Origin of the sequence: Halanaerobium sp. DL-01 (assembly GCF_003338615.1) — a bacterium.
Taxonomy (GTDB): Bacteria; Bacillota; Halanaerobiia; order Halanaerobiales; family Halanaerobiaceae; genus QPJE01.
The window spans coordinates 17,246-35,705 of sequence record NZ_QPJN01000020.1 but is presented as its reverse complement, the minus strand read 5'-3'; the positions used below and the strand labels follow the sequence as shown (position 1 = coordinate 35,705).

16 protein-coding genes, 2 pseudogenes and 1 riboswitch are annotated in these 18,460 nt (G+C 30.5%); of the genes and pseudogenes, 4 read left to right on the top strand and 14 right to left on the bottom strand.

Annotated features, from left to right (window positions below):
- The 5 genes from DER71_RS07970 to DER71_RS07950 all read right to left on the bottom strand — a co-directional run bounded on the left by DER71_RS07970 (position 1) and on the right by DER71_RS07950 (position 7,082).
- Positions 1-2,850 carry a PAS domain S-box protein gene (locus tag DER71_RS07970; RefSeq protein WP_114474517.1) on the bottom strand — a complete coding sequence of 950 codons (2,850 nt, stop codon included), beginning with the start codon at positions 2,848-2,850 and terminating at the stop codon, positions 1-3.
- Between the two features lie 226 nt (positions 2,851-3,076).
- A complete protein-coding gene (locus DER71_RS07965; protein ID WP_114474516.1) occupies positions 3,077-4,129 on the bottom strand; it encodes an ABC transporter ATP-binding protein in 1,053 nt (350 codons plus the stop codon).
- 1 nt (position 4,130) lies between these two features.
- Complete coding sequence (locus DER71_RS07960) at positions 4,131-4,931, bottom strand: ABC transporter permease (RefSeq protein ID WP_114474515.1); 801 nt, start codon at positions 4,929-4,931, stop codon at positions 4,131-4,133.
- 2 nt (positions 4,932-4,933) lie between these two features.
- Positions 4,934-5,896 carry a tungstate ABC transporter substrate-binding protein WtpA gene (gene wtpA, locus DER71_RS07955; protein ID WP_114458282.1) on the bottom strand — a complete coding sequence of 321 codons (963 nt, stop codon included), beginning with the start codon at positions 5,894-5,896 and terminating at the stop codon, positions 4,934-4,936.
- A gap of 87 nt (positions 5,897-5,983) precedes the next feature.
- A riboswitch (molybdenum cofactor riboswitch) is annotated at positions 5,984-6,101 on the bottom strand.
- A gap of 198 nt (positions 6,102-6,299) precedes the next feature.
- Positions 6,300-7,082, bottom strand: a complete 783-nt coding sequence (locus DER71_RS07950; RefSeq protein WP_114474514.1) for a fumarylacetoacetate hydrolase family protein — start codon at positions 7,080-7,082, stop codon at positions 6,300-6,302.
- 308 nt (positions 7,083-7,390) lie between these two features.
- Between DER71_RS07950 and DER71_RS07945 the strand changes: the two genes are divergently transcribed.
- The gene (locus DER71_RS07945) at positions 7,391-7,717 is read left to right on the top strand and encodes a hypothetical protein (RefSeq protein WP_114474513.1); all 327 of its coding nucleotides are present in this window, start codon (positions 7,391-7,393) and stop codon (positions 7,715-7,717) included.
- Positions 7,718-8,014: 297 nt separating this feature from the next.
- Here the strand turns inward: DER71_RS07945 and DER71_RS07940 are convergent, their stop codons facing one another.
- The 4 genes from DER71_RS07940 to DER71_RS11965 form a co-directional block, all read right to left on the bottom strand.
- The gene (locus DER71_RS07940) at positions 8,015-8,581 is read right to left on the bottom strand and encodes a DUF3841 domain-containing protein (RefSeq protein WP_114458285.1); all 567 of its coding nucleotides are present in this window, start codon (positions 8,579-8,581) and stop codon (positions 8,015-8,017) included.
- Positions 8,565-9,155: a DUF3841 domain-containing protein gene (locus tag DER71_RS07935; protein WP_114474512.1), complete on the bottom strand. Its 591-nt coding sequence runs from the start codon at positions 9,153-9,155 to the stop codon at positions 8,565-8,567. The genes DER71_RS07940 and DER71_RS07935 overlap by 17 nt, the downstream gene beginning before the upstream one ends.
- A 112-nt stretch (positions 9,156-9,267) precedes the next feature.
- On the bottom strand, positions 9,268-10,089 hold the full coding sequence (locus DER71_RS07930; protein WP_114474511.1) for a nitroreductase family protein: 822 nt from the start codon (positions 10,087-10,089) through the stop codon (positions 9,268-9,270).
- A gap of 196 nt (positions 10,090-10,285) precedes the next feature.
- Complete coding sequence (locus DER71_RS11965; protein ID WP_233487389.1) at positions 10,286-10,423, bottom strand: hypothetical protein; 138 nt, start codon at positions 10,421-10,423, stop codon at positions 10,286-10,288.
- Positions 10,424-10,638: 215 nt separating this feature from the next.
- Between DER71_RS11965 and DER71_RS07925 the strand changes: the two genes are divergently transcribed.
- Both DER71_RS07925 and DER71_RS07920 read left to right on the top strand, forming a co-directional pair.
- Complete coding sequence (locus DER71_RS07925; protein ID WP_114474510.1) at positions 10,639-11,184, top strand: site-specific integrase; 546 nt, start codon at positions 10,639-10,641, stop codon at positions 11,182-11,184.
- 278 nt (positions 11,185-11,462) lie between these two features.
- On the top strand, positions 11,463-13,499 hold the full coding sequence (locus tag DER71_RS07920; RefSeq protein ID WP_114474509.1) for a diguanylate cyclase domain-containing protein: 2,037 nt from the start codon (positions 11,463-11,465) through the stop codon (positions 13,497-13,499).
- Between the two features lie 61 nt (positions 13,500-13,560).
- Here the strand turns inward: DER71_RS07920 and DER71_RS07915 are convergent.
- The 5 genes and pseudogenes from DER71_RS07915 to tdh form a co-directional block, all read right to left on the bottom strand.
- Positions 13,561-13,773 (bottom strand): annotated as a pseudogene (locus DER71_RS07915) (ATP-binding protein); the annotation flags it as partial.
- A 12-nt stretch (positions 13,774-13,785) separates the two neighbouring features.
- Complete coding sequence (locus tag DER71_RS07910) at positions 13,786-14,073, bottom strand: tyrosine-type recombinase/integrase (protein ID WP_114474508.1); 288 nt, start codon at positions 14,071-14,073, stop codon at positions 13,786-13,788.
- A gap of 20 nt (positions 14,074-14,093) precedes the next feature.
- Positions 14,094-15,410 (bottom strand): amidohydrolase, encoded by a 1,317-nt coding sequence (locus DER71_RS07905; RefSeq protein WP_114474507.1) that lies wholly within the window; start codon positions 15,408-15,410, stop codon positions 14,094-14,096.
- Positions 15,411-15,483: 73 nt separating this feature from the next.
- Positions 15,484-16,662 carry a glycine C-acetyltransferase gene (locus DER71_RS07900; protein ID WP_114474506.1) on the bottom strand — a complete coding sequence of 393 codons (1,179 nt, stop codon included), beginning with the start codon at positions 16,660-16,662 and terminating at the stop codon, positions 15,484-15,486.
- A gap of 14 nt (positions 16,663-16,676) precedes the next feature.
- Positions 16,677-17,717 (bottom strand): L-threonine 3-dehydrogenase, encoded by a 1,041-nt coding sequence (tdh, locus tag DER71_RS07895; RefSeq protein WP_114474505.1) that lies wholly within the window; start codon positions 17,715-17,717, stop codon positions 16,677-16,679.
- Between the two features lie 389 nt (positions 17,718-18,106).
- On the opposite strand from tdh, the pseudogene DER71_RS12520 reads away from it, so the two are divergent.
- Positions 18,107-18,454, top strand: a pseudogene (locus tag DER71_RS12520) (transposase); the annotation flags it as partial.
- Positions 18,455-18,460: the final 6 nt, after the last annotated feature.

Here is an 18,460-nt window from a genome sequence, read left to right as displayed (position 1 = left end):
TTATTTTTTTTCATGTATAATAGAATACAAATATTCTTTCTCCTCAAAAGGTATTGGCTGACTATAGACCTCTACATCCTTAGCTTCTTCATTAACTGTTCGATGCTTAAAATTAAAATAGTTTTTGTTTTTATTCCTTGCCTCTTCCATTTCTTTTTTTACCTCTTCTTTATTTAAGACATTTATATCTGATATTTTCATTGAAGTGAGTTTATCCTTACTCCAGCCATAAAAATTTACAGCTGCAGGATTAGCATCAACTATCTCACCATTATCAGGATCAATAATCAACATAATTGTGTTATCATTTTCAAAGAGTGCTTTATATCTACCTTTTATATTCTCATATTTCCTTTTGGTTTCTTTAAGTTCATTAATATCTCGGTAGATAATATAATATCCCATATTACTACCATTTAAATTAATCGGAAAAGCCTGGATTGAAACATTAATCAGTTCGCCATTTTCTTTTTTTCTGACAGTTTCTGAGTTAATATCTTCACCCTGAATTAATCTGTGGATATAATTATCAGTTTCTTTAGTTTTATCTTCAGGAACAATCTTTTTGATATTTTCTCCTATTATTTTTTTCCGATCATAGCCAAACATGTCAAGAAAATAATTGTTAGCTTTGATAATAGAAAAACTATGATCAACAATTACGATCCCTTCTTCAGATTTTTCAAATAATTTTTCATATTCTTCTTTTCTTGTTAAAATATAATTTCTGTTTTTAGAATTGTTAATCTCATTATTTAAAACTTTCACTTCAAGCTGGTTAATTTCATCATCTTCGATAATCCTGATAAAGGTATCTGCCACCTGAGGTGAAAACTGGCTGCCTCTATTTCTTTTTATCTCCATCAGTGCTTTTTCAAAGCTTAAAGAATTTCGGTATGCTCTTTTAGATAACATTGCATCCCAGGCATCTGCTACTCCTAAAATTTGAGAAATCAAAGGAATCTCATTTTCCTTTAACCCTTCAGGATAGCCCCTACCATCCCATCTTTCATGATGGTGCAGCAGATATTTGGCAATCGGTTTTAATATTTCAGAACTGCTCAATGCTTTACTTCCCCAAACAGGATGTTTTTTGATCAATTCATATTCCTGGTCAGTTAATTTTTCTGTTTTATTTATAATATCGAGTGGTATAAGTAATTTTCCTATATCATGAACTAATCCTGCCCAGTAGGTGTTTCTAATTGTTTGTTTGGAAAGATTCATCTCCTTAGCTATAGCGGCTGCTATTTTTGCTACATTTTCAGAATGCCCCTTAGTATAGAGGTCATACATTTCCATAATTTTAATAATTGAAGTTATAAGTTCTTTTGTAAAATTAGTCTGTAAATTATCAAATCTCTTAAAGGCAAAAAAGGAAGAAGCCAGACTTGAAAAAGATTTTAATACTTTTTTACTAGTCTCACTAAAGTTTCTACTGCTTTCTTTTTTAATATCAAGCCCTATCCGACCAACTATCTGACCTTCTATTACAATATTTATATAGAGAGAATCTTTAATTGGTTTTAATGCTTTCAATAAGCTTTCTTTTTTATCTAATTCCATCCTATCTATATCAAAAAAATAATTTTTAGTATTATTTACAGATTTATTTCCCTCATCAATTAACAGTTCATGGTCAAAAGTTATTTTTTCTAAAATTTTAATATCATGGCCAACTGCATCTACAAATTTACATTTGTCCTGCCTGTTTATTATACAGATTTTCCCATAGTCAGCTTCTGGAATTATCTCTACTGCACTTTTTAATAAATCAGCAAAAAATTCTTTTTCACTGAGTAGGGTTTTGTCTTCCATATTAGATACAAGCTCAATCATATTAACAAATCTCTGGTTGAGTAAATTTATTTCTTCAAAAGACTGTTCTAATTCCTCGTTCATAGCTATAACTTCTTCATTATAGGCAGTTAACTGTTCAAAAGCAGCAGAAAGTTCTTCTTTTTGTTCTCTAATTTGTTCTTCTCTTTTCTTTCTTTCAGTAACATCAAAAGCAAAGCCTTCAATTACGTAAGTACCATCTTCTTTTATTCTGCTTTTTCGAGCATTCATACTAATCCATTTATGAATTTCATTTTTTCCTATCGCTTGATATTCAAAATTTTTAACTTCACCATTTTTATTTAATATTTTTATAAATTCTTCTCTTCGCTTTTGATTTAAATAAAGGTCTTTTTTTAAGTCATTATAATGTTTTAGAGTATCATCTATACTGGAAAATCCAATAATTTCTGCCATGGTTTTATTAATAGAAATCACTTTACCGTTAGAAGTGGTTTCAAAAATGCCTATTGGTGCTTTATTAACTGTATCATCATATTTATCATTTTTCTTTTTTATTATTTCATTAGCTCTTTTTATTTCAATATTTTTATCAATTATTTCAAGGTGAGATTCTATTAATTCTTTAAACTGCAGCATAATTTCCTGTGTGTTTTCAGAAAAATGATGTGTTTTTTTGTCATAAATACACAGTGTACCAAAAATTTTACCATCAGCCCATTTTAAAGGATAGCCTAAATATGCATTTATTCCAGCCTGAGCATCAATTGAATCTTTCCACTTGCTGTTTTCTAAAGCATTGACAATCATTACTTTCTTCTCATTTTTAATAACTGCCTCACAATAATGACCTGATAGTTTAGTTCTCATGCCCTCTTTGAAGATATTCTCAATATTATCACCTGCTTTAAAAACATCAAGAAAAGGAGGTTCAAACCTTGTTATCAAAGCATCTGTACTGCCTGCTGTTCTAACTAATATATTTACAATGTTCTGCCATTTATCCTGAATTTTTACTGGGATTTTTTTGTTATAATCTTTTTTAATCATTTAAAATCCTCCTTCTATGATTCAATCCTGATCTGTTAATTTAGACATTAAATAATTTTCCCGTATTGATTACTATTACTAATTTCTCGTTAAGTGTTAAAATCCCTTCTATTTAATTCAATTACATATTTCCCTGACCTAAAAAATGAAACTCCACCTAAATCCTTTTTTGCTTTAGGTGGAGAGGTTCACATAAAAAGCAAAACTGGAAATCACAGATTTTAATTTAATAAACATGGACAGCCGATGCTTTAAATGTTAAATAAACTTCTTTTTCTTTTTTTAAATCAAATTCTTTAAGTGACTGTCTGGTAATATGAACAGCAACATCTACCCCTATATCTACTATTACCTCCAGATAATTAAGCCTATCTTTTATCATTTTAATTTTTCCTTTAAATGAATTGCAGGCTGATGAGGAAAAAGTTCCAGTAGAAATTATTATGTCTTCAGGTCTAATTGTCAAATTTGTTTTATCATTAATATTATCAATTATTGTTATTTTAATATCTTCACTCTTTCCCTTAATTAATACTTCATTCTCTGCATCAGTAGCTTTTGCCTCATAAATATTTTTAGTTCCAACAAATTCTGCAACAAATTTTGAGGCAGGTTTCTGAAAAATTTCTTCAGCTTCACCTTTTTGTTCAATTTTACCATTATTCATAACTGCTATTCTGTCTGCCAAAGCAAGAGCTTCAACAAAATCATGAGTTACATGAATGGTAGTTGTCCCCAGTTTATTATGAATTTTTTTCAATTCATTTATTAATTTTTCTCCAGTAACGGGGTCAACTGCACTTAAAGGTTCATCTAATAGTAATACATCAGGGGAGGTTATTAACGCTCTGGCCAGGGCTACCCTCTGTTTTTCTCCTCCACTTAGAGTATTTACATCCCTATATAAAAGATTTTCTATATCGAAGAGATCCAGCATCTCCTGCAATTTATTCTCTATTTCATTTTTACTATATTTATTAGAAATTTTTAACCCAAAAATTATATTGTTTTTAACATTAAGATGGGGAAAAAGCATATAATCCTGATATACCATTCCTATTTTTCTTTCTTCTGGTGAATAATTTGTTATATTTTCATCTTTAAAAAATATGGACCCTTTATCTTCTTTTATCAAACCTGCTATTATTTCCAGAATAATAGTTTTACCTGTCCCGGTAGGTCCCAAAATAACAAAATATTCTCCACTCTCAATCTCTAAATTAATATTTTCCATCTTAAAATCATCATATTCTTTTTTTATATTTTCTAATTTCAGCATTTTATCCCTCAGTCCTATCTTCAATAGAACTCATTTTGGTATTAACAAGTCGAAGAACAACAAAAATTATTAAACTTGCTAAAACCATTATAGCAGAAATTGGCTGCGAATATTTTAAACCAAATGAGGTGAATCTTTCATAAATCAACACTGAAGCACTCATTGGATGATAGGCTAAAATAACTACTGCTCCAAATTCAGATAATCCTCTGGCCCACATCATAAGAGAACCAGAAATAATATGACTTAAATTAAGTGGTAGGGCAATTTTAAAAAAAGTCTGAGCAGGTGAAGCGCCAAGACTTCTGGCAGCTCTTTCAAGTCGGGGATCTATAGCTCTAAAACCCTCGACTGCATCATTTAAAAGAAAAGGCATACTAACAAACATCATAGCAATAACAATACCTGCAAATTCGCCAACAAAGCTCAATCCAAAATTACTAAAAAACTTCCCAAGAAAAAATCTATTACCAAATACAGTAAGTAAAGCTATACCAGCAGCAGGATGAGGAATGATAACTGGAAGGTTCATTATTCCCTCAATAAAAACCTTCCCTGGAAAATTAATCCTGGCTAAAAAATAAGCCAGGGGTACTGCTAAAAAAATTGAAACTACAGTAGCAAATAGGGATGCTTTAAAAGTTCTCAAAATTGTACTATATACTTCCCTTTCTTTTACAGTATCTAAAAGCATATTTACACTACTTCCAGCAATTAATTTAAAAATGGGCGCAATCACAAAAAATATTAATATTAAAGATAATATTGTAATTACAAAATTAAAAAGGGATTTCTTAATCATATTTATTCTTCCTCAACAAGCGGTTTTAAATTCTCTGGAATTGCTTTCATATCATTTACTACAGGTGGATTGATAGCTGGCTGACCATTTTTCTCCATTATTTTTTGACCTTCTGGACCGGCCAAAAATTTAATAAAGGCAACTGCACCTTCTCTATTAGGGGGATTGTGCGGAATGGTCAGCCCATAAACCATTGGTTTACCGGTTTTAGTTATTGTTTCTCCAGGTTCCTTACCGGAAACTTCAAAACTGGCTTTTGCATAAAAATCAGCATATTTATTTGTTCTGAGATTTATTTTATCTGAAAGAATTACAAAAGGAGCTTCATGCTGTTTCGCAACTGAACGATAAATAAATATATAGTCCAGCTCTCCTGTTTCCAATAAAGCAAGTAAATCAGCTGATTTAGGTCTTGTATTTTTAGGTGGGCAGTTTTTTCTCAACTTATTATAAAGATTTTCTTCACCGTAATGTAATTCAGCAAGTTTCCAGACCAGCTGACTTCTATAACCAGCAGGATCTGCATCTGGATCAGAATGACCATATTCTACATCATCTCGGAGTAAAATTTTATACCAATTTTCACTATTAATTTCATCCTTATACTTAGAAAGCTCATTATACATAATAACCAGCTCATTTGTAGCAAAATTTAGATACCAATCAGCATAATCAGGCATCATTAAACTTTCAATAACTGTATAATCAGCTGAGGCAACAATATCAGCCTGTCTGCCTAAATCAGTTACTTTTCTGGCTGTTGTTCTGCTCCCAGCTGATTCTCTTACAATATTTGCTGCAGGATATTTATCTTCAAAAGCTTTTTCCATGTCAAGAAAAGGAATACTCAATGATCCGGCATGAAAAATAATTATTTCACCAGAAACTTCCTCAGCCATAACATTATTACCTGCAAAAACAAGACTAAAAGACAAAACCAATAAAACCGCTAATACCTTCTTCATTTTATTAAAAGCCCCTTTTGAGTTTTTTGAATCTTAAAGAAAAGAAGATTAAAAAAAATAAAAATCCGATGTTAAATAAAAATAAAGAGATAGGATTAAATGTCTTCTTTCCCAGCCAGGAAGTAAATTAGTTTCCCAACAGACCTATTGATCTTATAATCATAATTTATACCTTAGTTTTTAAGAATTGAAGACTCATATTTTGCTTTTTTAATTATATCCTATTTTTATGTCTAATTCAAACCGTGCATTTAATTATGCAATCAGTCAGGAATTAAATTTTCTGCATAAATAATTGGATTTTAATGTGATTCTGTATTTTGCAAATCATATTAAAGTTTAACCAAAAGAAGACAGGCTAGATCAGTTTCTTTCACTTTTTAAAAATCTAATTTCACTATTGTTACTTCACTATATTTGTTATTCTTCCTATATTTTCTATCTCTACTTCTATTTTATCTCCAGATTTTAGAAATATTGGAGGTTTCTTATTATATCCTACCCCTTTTGGAGTGCCTGTTAAAATTACAGTTCCTGGATTTAGGGTAAAGTTTTTCGAACAATAACTAACTAATTCTTGAATATTAAATATCATGTTAGATGTATTAGAATCTTGCACAATTTGGTTATTTAATATAGTTTTTATTTCACAATTATTAGGATCAGTCAACTCAGTTTCTATCCAGGGACCAAGCGGACCAAATGTATCAAAAGATTTACTGCGAGCCCACTGTGAATCAATTTCAAACTGACAATCTCTTGCAGTTATATCATTGGCACAAGCATAACCAAATATATATTCATTAACTTCATTAACAGAAATATCTTTAGCCTCTTTCCCAATAACTACCGCTAATTCACCTTCATAATCTGTTTTATTTGGAGCTATACTGGGAAGAACTATCTTCTCTCCATCCCCTATAATACTTGTAGTAGCCTTTAAAAAAATTAGAGGCTTTTCTGGGAGTTTTTCATTTAGTTCTTTTGCATGTTTTTTATAATTTAAACCAATACCAATAATATTAGGCGGATTTATTGGAGCTAAAAATTCAACTTCTTCTTTGCTAAATTTATCATTAATACTATAATCGTCATCAAAAATGTTCCCTTCAATTTTATAAACATAATCATCTACTAATTTGCCGTAAAATTTTTTGTTGTTATTTTGAAATCTTACAATTTTCATTATATTACCCCTCTTTTTATAATATTTTTTCGCCTTTAAGAACTCGAAGACCAATTTCCATTTCCTCATCAGCATCATAAGTTTTAGGCATTTGCTTTTTACCCCCCTATAATTATTATCAAAAGAAAAGCTACTAGAAAAATATATACTAATGACGTGAAAAAAACTGCTAATATAATGCTCGACAGCGTGGAATCGCTTCTTTTTGTGATGAATGGCAAGGAATATTTAAGATAATATATTGAATTGTTACATCTGCTCCATTATATACTTAAGGACAAAAGTTTAAAAGAGAGGAATAAAAAAACATGAATGACAATTCAGTTTTAAATATGACGATATATGAGCTGGAACAGTGGATTATTGCAAATAATATTGCTGATAAAGAAATATATTTAATTACAGCATTTTTATTTTTCGCATTTTTGACAGTATTACTTTCAAAAAAATACCATATACATGAGGTTGTAGGCTATGTATTTCTTGGTATTTTATTGAGTCCGGATATAGTAAAACTTTTTCCTTATGTAGGCGTAGATTTGAGAAATCTTTATACCTTTATTCTAGCAAATATGAGTTATATAACCCAAATGGCTCTAGCATTTATAGCTTTTACAATCGGTAGTAAGTTATGAGCTTCCCCCATTAAATTAGACACTTATTTTAGATATTTAGATAGTTTTACTTATTTTGTGATCTTTTTGATAAATTAATTCTGTTTTATAGTGAAAAAGCTTTATGCTCCTGCATTGTCCAAGCAGTCTCCTTGGCAGCTCGTTGAAGAACTTATTCCTTTTTTCATCAGTATCATAAGTGGTAAATTAAACCTTTAATCAGCACACTCTCTGTTTCCATATTAAACAGCTATTACTTTAAAGTTGGGCTACCACTATTAATAACAAGTAATTTCATTTTTCCCCAATAAATTTTATTTAATTTTTTATAACTTTTTCAACCCATTCTGAACACAGAACCCAGACAGCCGCTCCCCTTTTTGCAGAGTTAAACCCATCATTTTCAGACTCAAAGAGCTTCTGCCAGCTCTGTCTAATCTTATTTTTCAAAACTGGATAGTATGGAGAAAGCATAACTTCTGAATCATCAGTTATTCCCCACTTTTTTAAAGCTTTCTGATGCTCTTCTAAATCTTTTTGATCATCTGCAATATAACTGAGATTTAAAATTTTATTCCATTTTTTTTTATCAAAAAATATTATTTTTTCTTTAGGCACCTGCAGTTTAATTAAAAAACCTCCCCCACCATTCAGTACAGACTTTGGGTCAGCTGCAGCCCAAAATGGATATTCAGCATCTTCAGGTTTTTGAACTATCTTTTTAGCTTCACTAACAAAAAAGTCATATGCTTTCAAAAATATTTCAGCCTCTGAACCATACTTCCGCTTAATATATCTTTTCTTAACCGTCAGCCTTTTCTCTTTAAATAATAAATCTTTGACTTTTTTGCTCTGCTGAGTCCAAAGTTTAACTTTTGTACTCATAATCAACCACCCATTCCTCTTTTAGCTCCCAACTTATTGCAACTTTTTGATCTGAAAGCTCTATATTTGGGTCAAATAGTCTTTTCCAACTTGAAGTCATTTCTTTTTTTAATCTTGGATAAAAATTCTGTAAATAAATATCTGATTCAACATTAATATTGTACTTTTTAAGTTTTTCCTTAAATCTTCTTCTATCATCCCTATCTTTTGGTAAATATAGATAATTAACAATATAATCCCATTTCAACATATCAAAGATCATTATTTGATCTTTGGGTATTTCAAGCTCAAAAAAAACCATACCCTCAGCTGCAGGAAGTTTAAGTTCCTCCTCGACACTTAGCCAGATAGGATATTTAACTTCTGCTGGAATTTTCATTCTTTTAGAAGCCTCATGACGCAGCCATTTATATACATTAAGATAAATATCAGCACAGTCATCTAGCTTTTTTCTTATATATCTTTCTTTTACTCTATAAACTCCTTTTTCTTTAATTATTTTAAGCACATTTTTATGCTGCCTGCTCCAGACTCTAGCCTTAAGCTCTCCGTTTTCGCTCATTATTTTTTCCACAGTTATCACCCAGCCTTATTCTTGAAAAGTTTAATCAGTTTAAAAAATCTTAATTAAAAAGCACTCTGGATCTTTTATTATTTATTGTTCCAATAATTTTATAAATCTAAAATTATTTCCAGCTAATATCAGCTTGTTCACGGGGAACCGTTCTAAAGTATTTTACATCCGGATAACCAATAACCAAGGCTGTTACTATTTCTTTATTATTTTTAATTCTGAGAAATTTTCTGACTTCTTCTTTATTTTTAGCTCCTCTTAAAGTAAAACCACTAAATAAAACACCTAAATCTAAAGCATTAGCCATTAATTCCATATTAGAAGCAGCCAAAGAACCATTAATATTAGAGCTAGCTGAAATAACAATTACGATTGGAGCGTTAAAAAATAAACGGTCATTATGTACAGATTCGTTTTGATAATTTTGATACATCTGTATCCACATTTCAGCATATTTTTTAAATTTCATCGTCTCTGGGTTCAGGTTATTAAGTATTGATCTGCCTTTTTCATTTAAATTTTTCAATATTAGTTCTCTAAATTCATCTATTTTATCCTTCACTACGGTAAAAGAGACATCCTGCTGATTGCTGCCAGTTGGTGTATAACGTCCTGCTTCTATAATTTTCATTATTTTCTTTTCCTCTACATCTATTTCTTTAAATTGTCTAATAGACCTCCTAAATTTTATAAAATTGAGTAGATTATCTGCAGGTATTGAAAATTCTTCTTCATTATATTCTTTTACTTCGCTCATATTATATTCAGAAGTTGAAACTGCATTTGCGGGACAGATGGCAATACAGTGTCCACACTTAAAGCAGTTTTCGTTTTTCATTTGGGCCCTTTCTTCAACCATTATGATATCATTTGCTAAACAGTCATCAATACATTTAGTACAGCCAATACATTTTTCTGAATCAACTTTTATCATTTAGAAACCACTCCTAGTATTTTAATAATTTTAATTTAATTTACCCCTTTGTGTAATTGTACATTTTTTAGAAAATTTAGCAGTACAGACTTCTTTTTCTTGAGGTGAGCGCTTAGTATTTTTACTAATAATTATCTTCCTTTCTAGTTATTATTTTGAAGGAAGAAAGCAAACATGTCAAGTTAGTTGACACAATTTAAATTACTACAAAAAAACTTTTGGAAATCTGTTCAACGAGCTTAAAAACATTATATGTATGATCAGGCTTATCCGAATACCTTTTAAACATTTCTTTAATATCATTATTACTAAATCTTTCTAATCTATTTTCCACATCTCTTCCAGTTAACATAAAAGATTGAAAGATTTTTAATTCTTCATAATCTAATTAAGGTGTATTGCCAGTAAGTACTGCTATCCTTTATCTGAAGCCTATTTCAGCACTTTTTTATTTTTTTATCACCTGATAATACAACTTATTGTATTTACTTTTTATGCTTAATAGGCTATAATGTATCTAATAAGCAAAATTTTAAGGAGGCAAAAAAAGTGAATAAAGTTGAACCAATTCGAGTTAAATCTAAAATAGAAGAAGTTAAAAATGAACTACTGAAGGATAATTACAGAAATTATCTGCTTTTTGTTTTGGGCATCAATACTGGACTAAGAATTGGGGATATGCTAAAGTTGAAAGTTGAAGATGTGAGAAATAAGACTCACATAATCTTGAAGGAACAGAAAACGGGGAAATCAAAAAAATTTTTTATTAATTCTGTTTTGAGAAATGCACTGGATAAATATATTGCAAATATGGCCGACCACGAATATTTATTCCAGAGCAGGAACGGGACAAATCAGCACCTCTCCAGAAGCCAGGCTTATCGGATATTAAATAGAGCTGGAAAAAAAGTTGGCCTGGATTCAATTGGCTGTCATTCTACACGAAAAACTTTTGGCTACCACCACTACAAGCAGCATAAGGATGTAGCTTTGCTGCAGCAGCTTTTCAACCACTCTGCTCCCAGTGTAACTTTAGATTATATTGGAGTTAACCAGGATGTAATGGATAATTCAATGAAGAATTTCTCATTATAAGATATTTAAATACAATATTGAAAAAGATTATTATGAAATAATTTGTCGAAAAATGTTTTTTTATGTATTAAATAAATACTAAGTCAATATGGCGGAGTATTTGATTATGTCAAGCAGCTTTTGGAAATAAATTAAGCATGTTGAGTTGTCAAAAGAGCTTAACATTTCTTTTAGGATGGGCAACCAGCTAAAAATAATAAAATAAATAGAATTTAAGGTGTCCTTCTAATATTTTGTAAATAACTTTATTACTGATAAAAAAATGGAGTGTTTTATAATTGAATTTAAAAAATAAAGATATTGTATTTATAATTTTAATAGCGATTTTTTTAATTAACTTTAGAGCTGGAGCCCAAGATATTATTATTAACGAAATAATGTCATCAAACCAGGAGACTATTCAAGATGAAGATTCAGATTTTAATGATTGGCTGGAACTAAAAAATATTGGGGAAGAAGAGATTAATTTATCAGGATACTATCTTACCGATAAGAAAGACGAGTTAACTCGCTGGCAGTTTGATCCAAACAAAGATTACATAATTCATCCGGGAGGATATTTATTAATTTGGGCAGATGAAGAACCTAATGAAGGGAAACTGCATACTAATTTCAAATTAAGCAGCAGTGGTGAAAAAATTATTTTAACAGAGCCTGATGGAGTTAGTATTGCAAATCAAGTTAAATTTCCGCAAATAATGACAGATGTTTCATTTGGAAGAAAATCAACTAACCCCTCAAAATGGGTATATTTTATTTCCCCGACCCCAGAAAGAAAAAACAATCTGGGAATTTCAAGTTATTACTGGACAGAAAAAATAAAATTTTTAGCAGATAATAAAATTATTGTCTCTTTATTTTTAATATCTTTTCTTATTATTTTAATACTTTTGTTTAGTTATTACAAAACTAATAAAAAACTGGAAATTAGTAAAATAAAATATAAAAATTTATTTGAAGAATGTCCAATTGGACTAATAAGATGTGATATAAAAGGAAATATACTAGATGCAAACAAGGAAATGGTAAAGTTATTCGGGGCTGCAGATAAAGAAAAGATAAAAGAAATAAACTTAAATAATATTGAAAAATTCAAAGATATTTGGAATAATAAGTTTTTATCATCCAAAAATGAAGATATAATTGAGGGTGATCTTGAATACACTACTAATTGGGGCAAAAAAGTTTTTTTTAAATATAAAATTGCAATTATTTTATCTAAAAAAAAGGGATCAGAAATTATTATAGCTGTTAATGATATCAGTAGAGAAAAAGAAATTGAAAAAGATTTAAAATATTTTTCTTTTCATGACGAGTTAACAGATTTGTATAATCGTAGATATTTTGAAAATGAAATAAAGAGATTGGATGCTAAACGACAACTACCAATAAGTATTATTATTGCAGATTTTAATGGCCTTAAAATAATTAATGATAGTTATGGTCATAAAAAAGGAGATGAGATATTAATTCAAGCAGCCCAAATATTAAATGAATCTTTTCGTGAAGAAGATATATTAGCTAGATATGGTGGAGATGAGTTTGCAGTTCTGCTTCCAAACACCACAAAAGAAGCTGTAGAGAGAATTATTAAAAGAATAAAAGAAAAATGTAAAAACACAAATAATGACCTGATTTCTATTTCTCTGGGTAGTGCAACAAAAGAAAAACCAGAACAGGATATAAACGAAATATTAAAAAAGGCAGATGATAATATGTATAAGAACAAATTATCCGAAAGCCGCAGCAGTAAAAGTAATATTGTTCAGGGGATAATTAAAATTCTAAATGAAAAAAGTAATGAAACAAAAGAGCACTCGCTTAGAATGACAAAAATGGCTTTTGAATTGAGCAAAAAATTGAATTTATCAAATACAGAACAAAAAAGGCTTTCTATTTTAGCAGCTCTGCATGATATTGGTAAGATCAATATTGATGAAAATATTTTAAAGAAGAAAGGCAGCTTAAATGATAATGAATGGGAAGCTATCAAAAAGCATTCTGAATATGGTTATAAAATTGCTAAATCATCAGAAGTGTTTGCTGAAGTAGCCGATGATATATTAGCTCATCATGAATACTGGAATGGTGAAGGCTATCCAAATGGGTTAGAAAAAGAAGAAATACCATATCTGGCAAGGATAATTACTATAATTGATGCCTATGATGTAATGACTCATGATAGTTCTTACAGCAAAGCTGTTTCTAAAGAAGAAGCTTTAAAAGAGATAGAAAATTGTGCTGGAAGTCAGTTTGACCCATATTTATCTGAAGTTTTTATTAAAATGGTGAGAAATCAGGAAAGGTGCGAATAATATGAAGGAGAATTATAATTTTACGACATTATAAAGTCATTAAGTTATGCCATGGATTTAGTCAGTAAAACTTTAGTTGCTCATCATAAAAAATATTAGCCCACTTACTAAATTCAAGATTAGTAGTGATTATCAGGCTCTTTTTCTCATAACAGTCTGAGATTATCTGGAACAGGAGCTGGGATCCCTCTCTATCGAGAGGAATATAGCCCCATTCATCACAAATTATTAGGTCTGCTTTTGATATCTTTTTAAATAATTTATCCAGTTTTCCTTCCATAATTAATTACTTACAGAAGTTATGCAACCAGCTCAATAATTCCTGATCTTCAATCCAGTTAGGAATATCGTCAGGGACAACTTCTATATATGCAGCTTCTAAAACTTTTCTCTTTAGTTGAGAATTAACTTTTGCATAATGTTCGGTAGTCGTTACGCTTGTATGTCCTAAAAAATCACGGATATAGATTAGATTTACTCCTGCTTCCAGCAGATAAATTGCTTTAGTGTGCCTCATCATATGAGGCTTTAAATTATCTGGAAATATAATTTCAGTCTTTTTTTTCTTTTGCACTTTTTAAAGTACTTAAATATTTAATCTTTATTAATTATTTCATTCCATTCTTTTATATATTCTTCTTTATTTTTATATACTGGTGTATATTCTTTTTTTATTTTTTTAGCTTCAGCAGCATTATCCCACAACAAATCAACTATCATCATAGCCATTACTTTTCCCGGAAGAACATATGCCATCTCTTCATCGACTACTTTAAAATTTCGAGAATGAGCTTTACCTTCTACTCCACCTATAAAAGGATGTATAGCAGGAATTAATTGACTAATGTCTCCCATATCTGATGAAGCCGATGAAAAACTCTCCCATTCAACCTTATTATCTCCTACTAAATTTTTAGCATTAGTACTATACAAATCATTAAGTTTTTTATTAGATTTTAATGGTAAATATCCTGGAATTTCATTGATTTTTACTTCTGCTCCAACAGAATGCGCACCTCCTTCTAAAGCCATATTTACTTTTTTATTAGCTTCTTTAATAGCTTTAACTGTTCTCCCTCTTACATAACTTTCAATTGTTACTTCAGAAGGAACATTATTTACCATATCACCTCCTTTAGTAATAATTGGATGAACTCTAATATAATCCTCATCTTTAAATGTTTCTCGTTGAGCATTGATTCCCATAAGACCAAGCATAGCAGCATTTAAAGCGTTTATACCTTGATGTGGGGCTGCCCCAGCATGTGCTTCTTTCCCTTTATAACATACTGTTTTACCTAAAAAACCATTGGTTCCTGGAGCAAGTTTAATTACTCGTTCAGGTGTTTCTGCATTTAAATGAATCATTGCAGCCATATCTATATCATCAAAAACACCTAAACGAATCAATTCTTGCTTTCCTCCAAAAAATTCAATCTCTCCTTCATCTTTTAAATGCTGTCTATATTCCAATTCTATGTATTCTTCAGCAGGTACTCCTATAAAGGATACATCACCATAAAGTTCATTCATCATTCCAGATTCAATTAACCCAATTGCTGTAGCTAACATTACTGCTTGTTGAGCGTGATGTCCACAGGCATGTACTGCCCCTGTTTCAACATCAGAATCAGGATGATCCCTACATATCACTGCATCTAATTCTCCTAATATTCCAATTTTAATATTACTTTCTTTACCTTTAAGATTTGCTTTAACTCCTGTTTTAGCTAAATTTTTTTCATATGTCAAGCCTAAATCATCAAAAAACTCTTGAAGTTTTTTTGAAGTTCTTTCTTCTTTAAATCCTAATTCAGGATTCTCCCAAATATCTTTAGCATAGTTTATTATTTTGTCATAATTATCATCTATAGTTTCACAAATCTTTTTCTTGGCTTCCTTCTTATCCAATTGAATCTACCTCCTTAAATATTAACTCCATTCTAAAAAATGTATTTTCCAAATTTTAATTTATCTACATATCTCATATTAAACCCATTTCTTTTCCAACTTTTTCAAATTTAGAAAGAGCAAATTTTAAATCATCTTCACTATGAGTAGCAGAAATCATTACCCTTATTCTGGCTTTTCCTTTAGGTACAGTAGGATAACCAATAGATTGAGCAAAAACTCTTTCAGAAAATAATTTGGAACTCATTTCTGATGCATCTTTTGCATCACCAATCATTACTGGTGTAATAGGAGTCTCACTATGTCCTACATCAAAACCAGCTTCTTTCATTTTTTCTTTAAAAATATCACCATTATTCCAAAGCTTACTGACAAGGGTATCATCTTTTTCTAAAATTTCTATAGATTTAATAGTTGCTGCTACATCTGGAGGAGTTACAGCAGAACTAAATAGGAAAGGTCTTCCCTGTTGTTTTAAATATTCAATTAATGTCGCACTACCAGCCGCACAACCTCCTACTGTTCCTATTGCTTTTGAAAAAGTACCTATTTCTACATCTACTTCACCATGTAGATCAAAATGATCTACTATACCACGTCCATGAGTACCTAATACACCTTCCCCATGGGCATCATCAACCATAACCAAAGCATTATATTTTTTAGCCAATTCTACAATTTCAGGTAAAGGAGCTATATCTCCATCCATACTAAATACTCCATCTGTTACAATTAGTTTTCTTCCCTGTAGGTCAGATTGAAGTACACTTTTAAGTGATTCCATATCACAATGATCATAAACTTTTACATCTGCTCCAGTAAGTCTAATCCCATCAATTATACTTGCATGGTTTAATTTATCACTAATAACAGTATCTCCTTTTCCCACAAGAGCTGGGATAACTGCTAAGTTAGCAGTAAATCCAGATTGAAAGGTAATTGCAGCTTCAACTTTTTTAAAATCAGCTAATTTTTCTTCAAGCTCATTATGCAGAGTCATTGTCCCGGCAATACTTCTAACTGCACCAGGACCAATACCATATTTATCAAGTGCTTTTTTTGCAGCTTCTACAGTCTCCTTATGGTTTGCCAGACCTAAGTAATTATTTGAACTGAAATTTAATACTTCTTTTCCATTAATTTCAACCCAGGCTCCCTGAGGACTTTCTAAAGTTCTTATATTATTATATAGTCCCTCATCTTTTAAATTTTTCAATTCTTTCTTCAAATCTTTTTCAAATTCTTCATTCATTATTAAAACCTCCCTTAAGGTTTCAAAATAATTTTGCCGCAATTACCACTTTCCATAAGCTCCATTCCCTTTTTAAATTCTTCTAAAGGAAATATGTGAGTTATTAATGGATCAAGATCAATTCTTTCTTCTTTTAAAAGGCGACTGGCAGTATACCAGGTATTAAACATTTTTCTACCTGTTACTCCAACCAGAGTAATACCTTTAAAAATTACACCATTAGTAAGGTCAAGACTCACATTATCATCAGGTAATCCCAATAATCCCATTTCCCCACCAGCAGTAATTAATTTAAGTGCTTCATTTAAAGCATGTTCATTACCAGACATTTCTGCCACAAAATCTACACCAATACCATCTGTTCTTTCATATATTATATCTGTTAAATCCTCTTCTAAAGGATTTACTACTTTATCTGCGCCCATTTCTAAAGCTATTTTTCTTCGATAATCATTAGGTTCACTTACTATTACTTGAGTTGCCCCAAAAGCTCTTGCTACAGAAACAGAAATTAAACCAGCAGGCCCTGCTCCTGTAATTAAAACATTTTTTCCTGCTACATCACCTGCTAAAATAGTATCTATAGCATTACCCATTGGCTCCTGCAGAGAAGCATATTCAGCTGGAATAGTAGGGTCATTTTTCCAAACATCAACCTTGTCAATAACTGCATATTCTGCAAATACCCCATCTTTATGAACCCCTAAGATTCTCATATTATTACAAATATGTTGTTTCCCCGTTTTACATTGATAACAGTATCCACAGGGTATATGAGTTTCAGCAGAAATAAAATCACCTTCTTCAATATTCTCAACTCTATCCCCAACTTCCAAAACTTTTCCTGCAACTTCATGCCCCATTATTTGTGGAACAGAAATATTTTTTTGAGCCCACTTGTTCCATTCATAAATGTGCAAATCAGTTCCACAAATTGAAGTGCTTTCTACTTTAATCAATACCTGTTCAGAGCCATAATCCGGTATGGAAACCTCCTTAAATTTTGCCCCCTTAGCTTCTTTTGTTTTTACAATAGCTTTCATTTTACCATTCACAATTATTACCTCCAATTTATTTTTTATTATTCACATTATCCCCTATTTTGTTTTTTTAATTTTAAAAAGTAATAAATTTACCTTACACTCAATTTGATATCATTACTTTATTATATTTTAAACATTCAAGATAATATATTTTTTCCCTGCAATAAATTTTTAATTTTAGGAAAATTATAATATTTCAGTAAAATTTAATCCCATAATTGGGTCCCAACAGCCACCAGCAGTTAAGTCTTTACGATTCATTTAAAGATTTACCTAATTAAGTGAATTTCATAAAAATAAGCCTTGATATAACAAAGATTTTAATGATATAAAAAGGGCTTCACCCCATTCTTGTCGAATTTAATAGTAACACCTAAAAAACCGAAAGAAGGTGAAGCCTTATTAATAATGTTCGACAAGAGTGTCTTTTTTCCTTTGAAGAATTACTAAATTTATCGGAAACAGACAAATTAATTTGTATTTTAGATCCTATTGAACTTAAACCTGTTGTTGAAAAGATAAAACCTAAGTCTAATAGAGGTCCTACTGGATATAATCCTGAAGCAATTTTAAGAGCTTTTCTGGTCCAACAGATCGAAAAGATTCCCACCAGAGCAGACTTAATAAGTAAAATTGATAGAAGTCCATATCTCAGATATGTCTGCGGTTTTTCTACCACTGGTAAGGTGGTGCCCAGTGAGTCAACTTTTAGTCGTTATTACAGCAAATTATCCGAGACTGATGGAGCTGAAATT

Coding starts and splice junctions, on each gene's coding strand:
- DER71_RS07970 (WP_114474517.1), bottom strand. CDS start 2,850: ATGATTAAAAAAGATTATAACAAAAAAATCCCAGTAAAAATTCAGGAT.
- DER71_RS07965 (WP_114474516.1), bottom strand. CDS start 4,129: ATGCTGAAATTAGAAAATATAAAAAAAGAATATGATGATTTTAAGATG.
- DER71_RS07960 (WP_114474515.1), bottom strand. CDS start 4,931: ATGATTAAGAAATCCCTTTTTAATTTTGTAATTACAATATTATCTTTA.
- wtpA (WP_114458282.1), bottom strand. CDS start 5,896: ATGAAGAAGGTATTAGCGGTTTTATTGGTTTTGTCTTTTAGTCTTGTT.
- DER71_RS07950 (WP_114474514.1), bottom strand. CDS start 7,082: ATGAAAATTGTAAGATTTCAAAATAACAACAAAAAATTTTACGGCAAA.
- DER71_RS07945 (WP_114474513.1), top strand. CDS start 7,391: ATGAATGACAATTCAGTTTTAAATATGACGATATATGAGCTGGAACAG.
- DER71_RS07940 (WP_114458285.1), bottom strand. CDS start 8,581: ATGAGTACAAAAGTTAAACTTTGGACTCAGCAGAGCAAAAAAGTCAAA.
- DER71_RS07930 (WP_114474511.1), bottom strand. CDS start 10,089: ATGATAAAAGTTGATTCAGAAAAATGTATTGGCTGTACTAAATGTATT.
- DER71_RS07900 (WP_114474506.1), bottom strand. CDS start 16,662: ATGAATGAAGAATTTGAAAAAGATTTGAAGAAAGAATTGAAAAATTTA.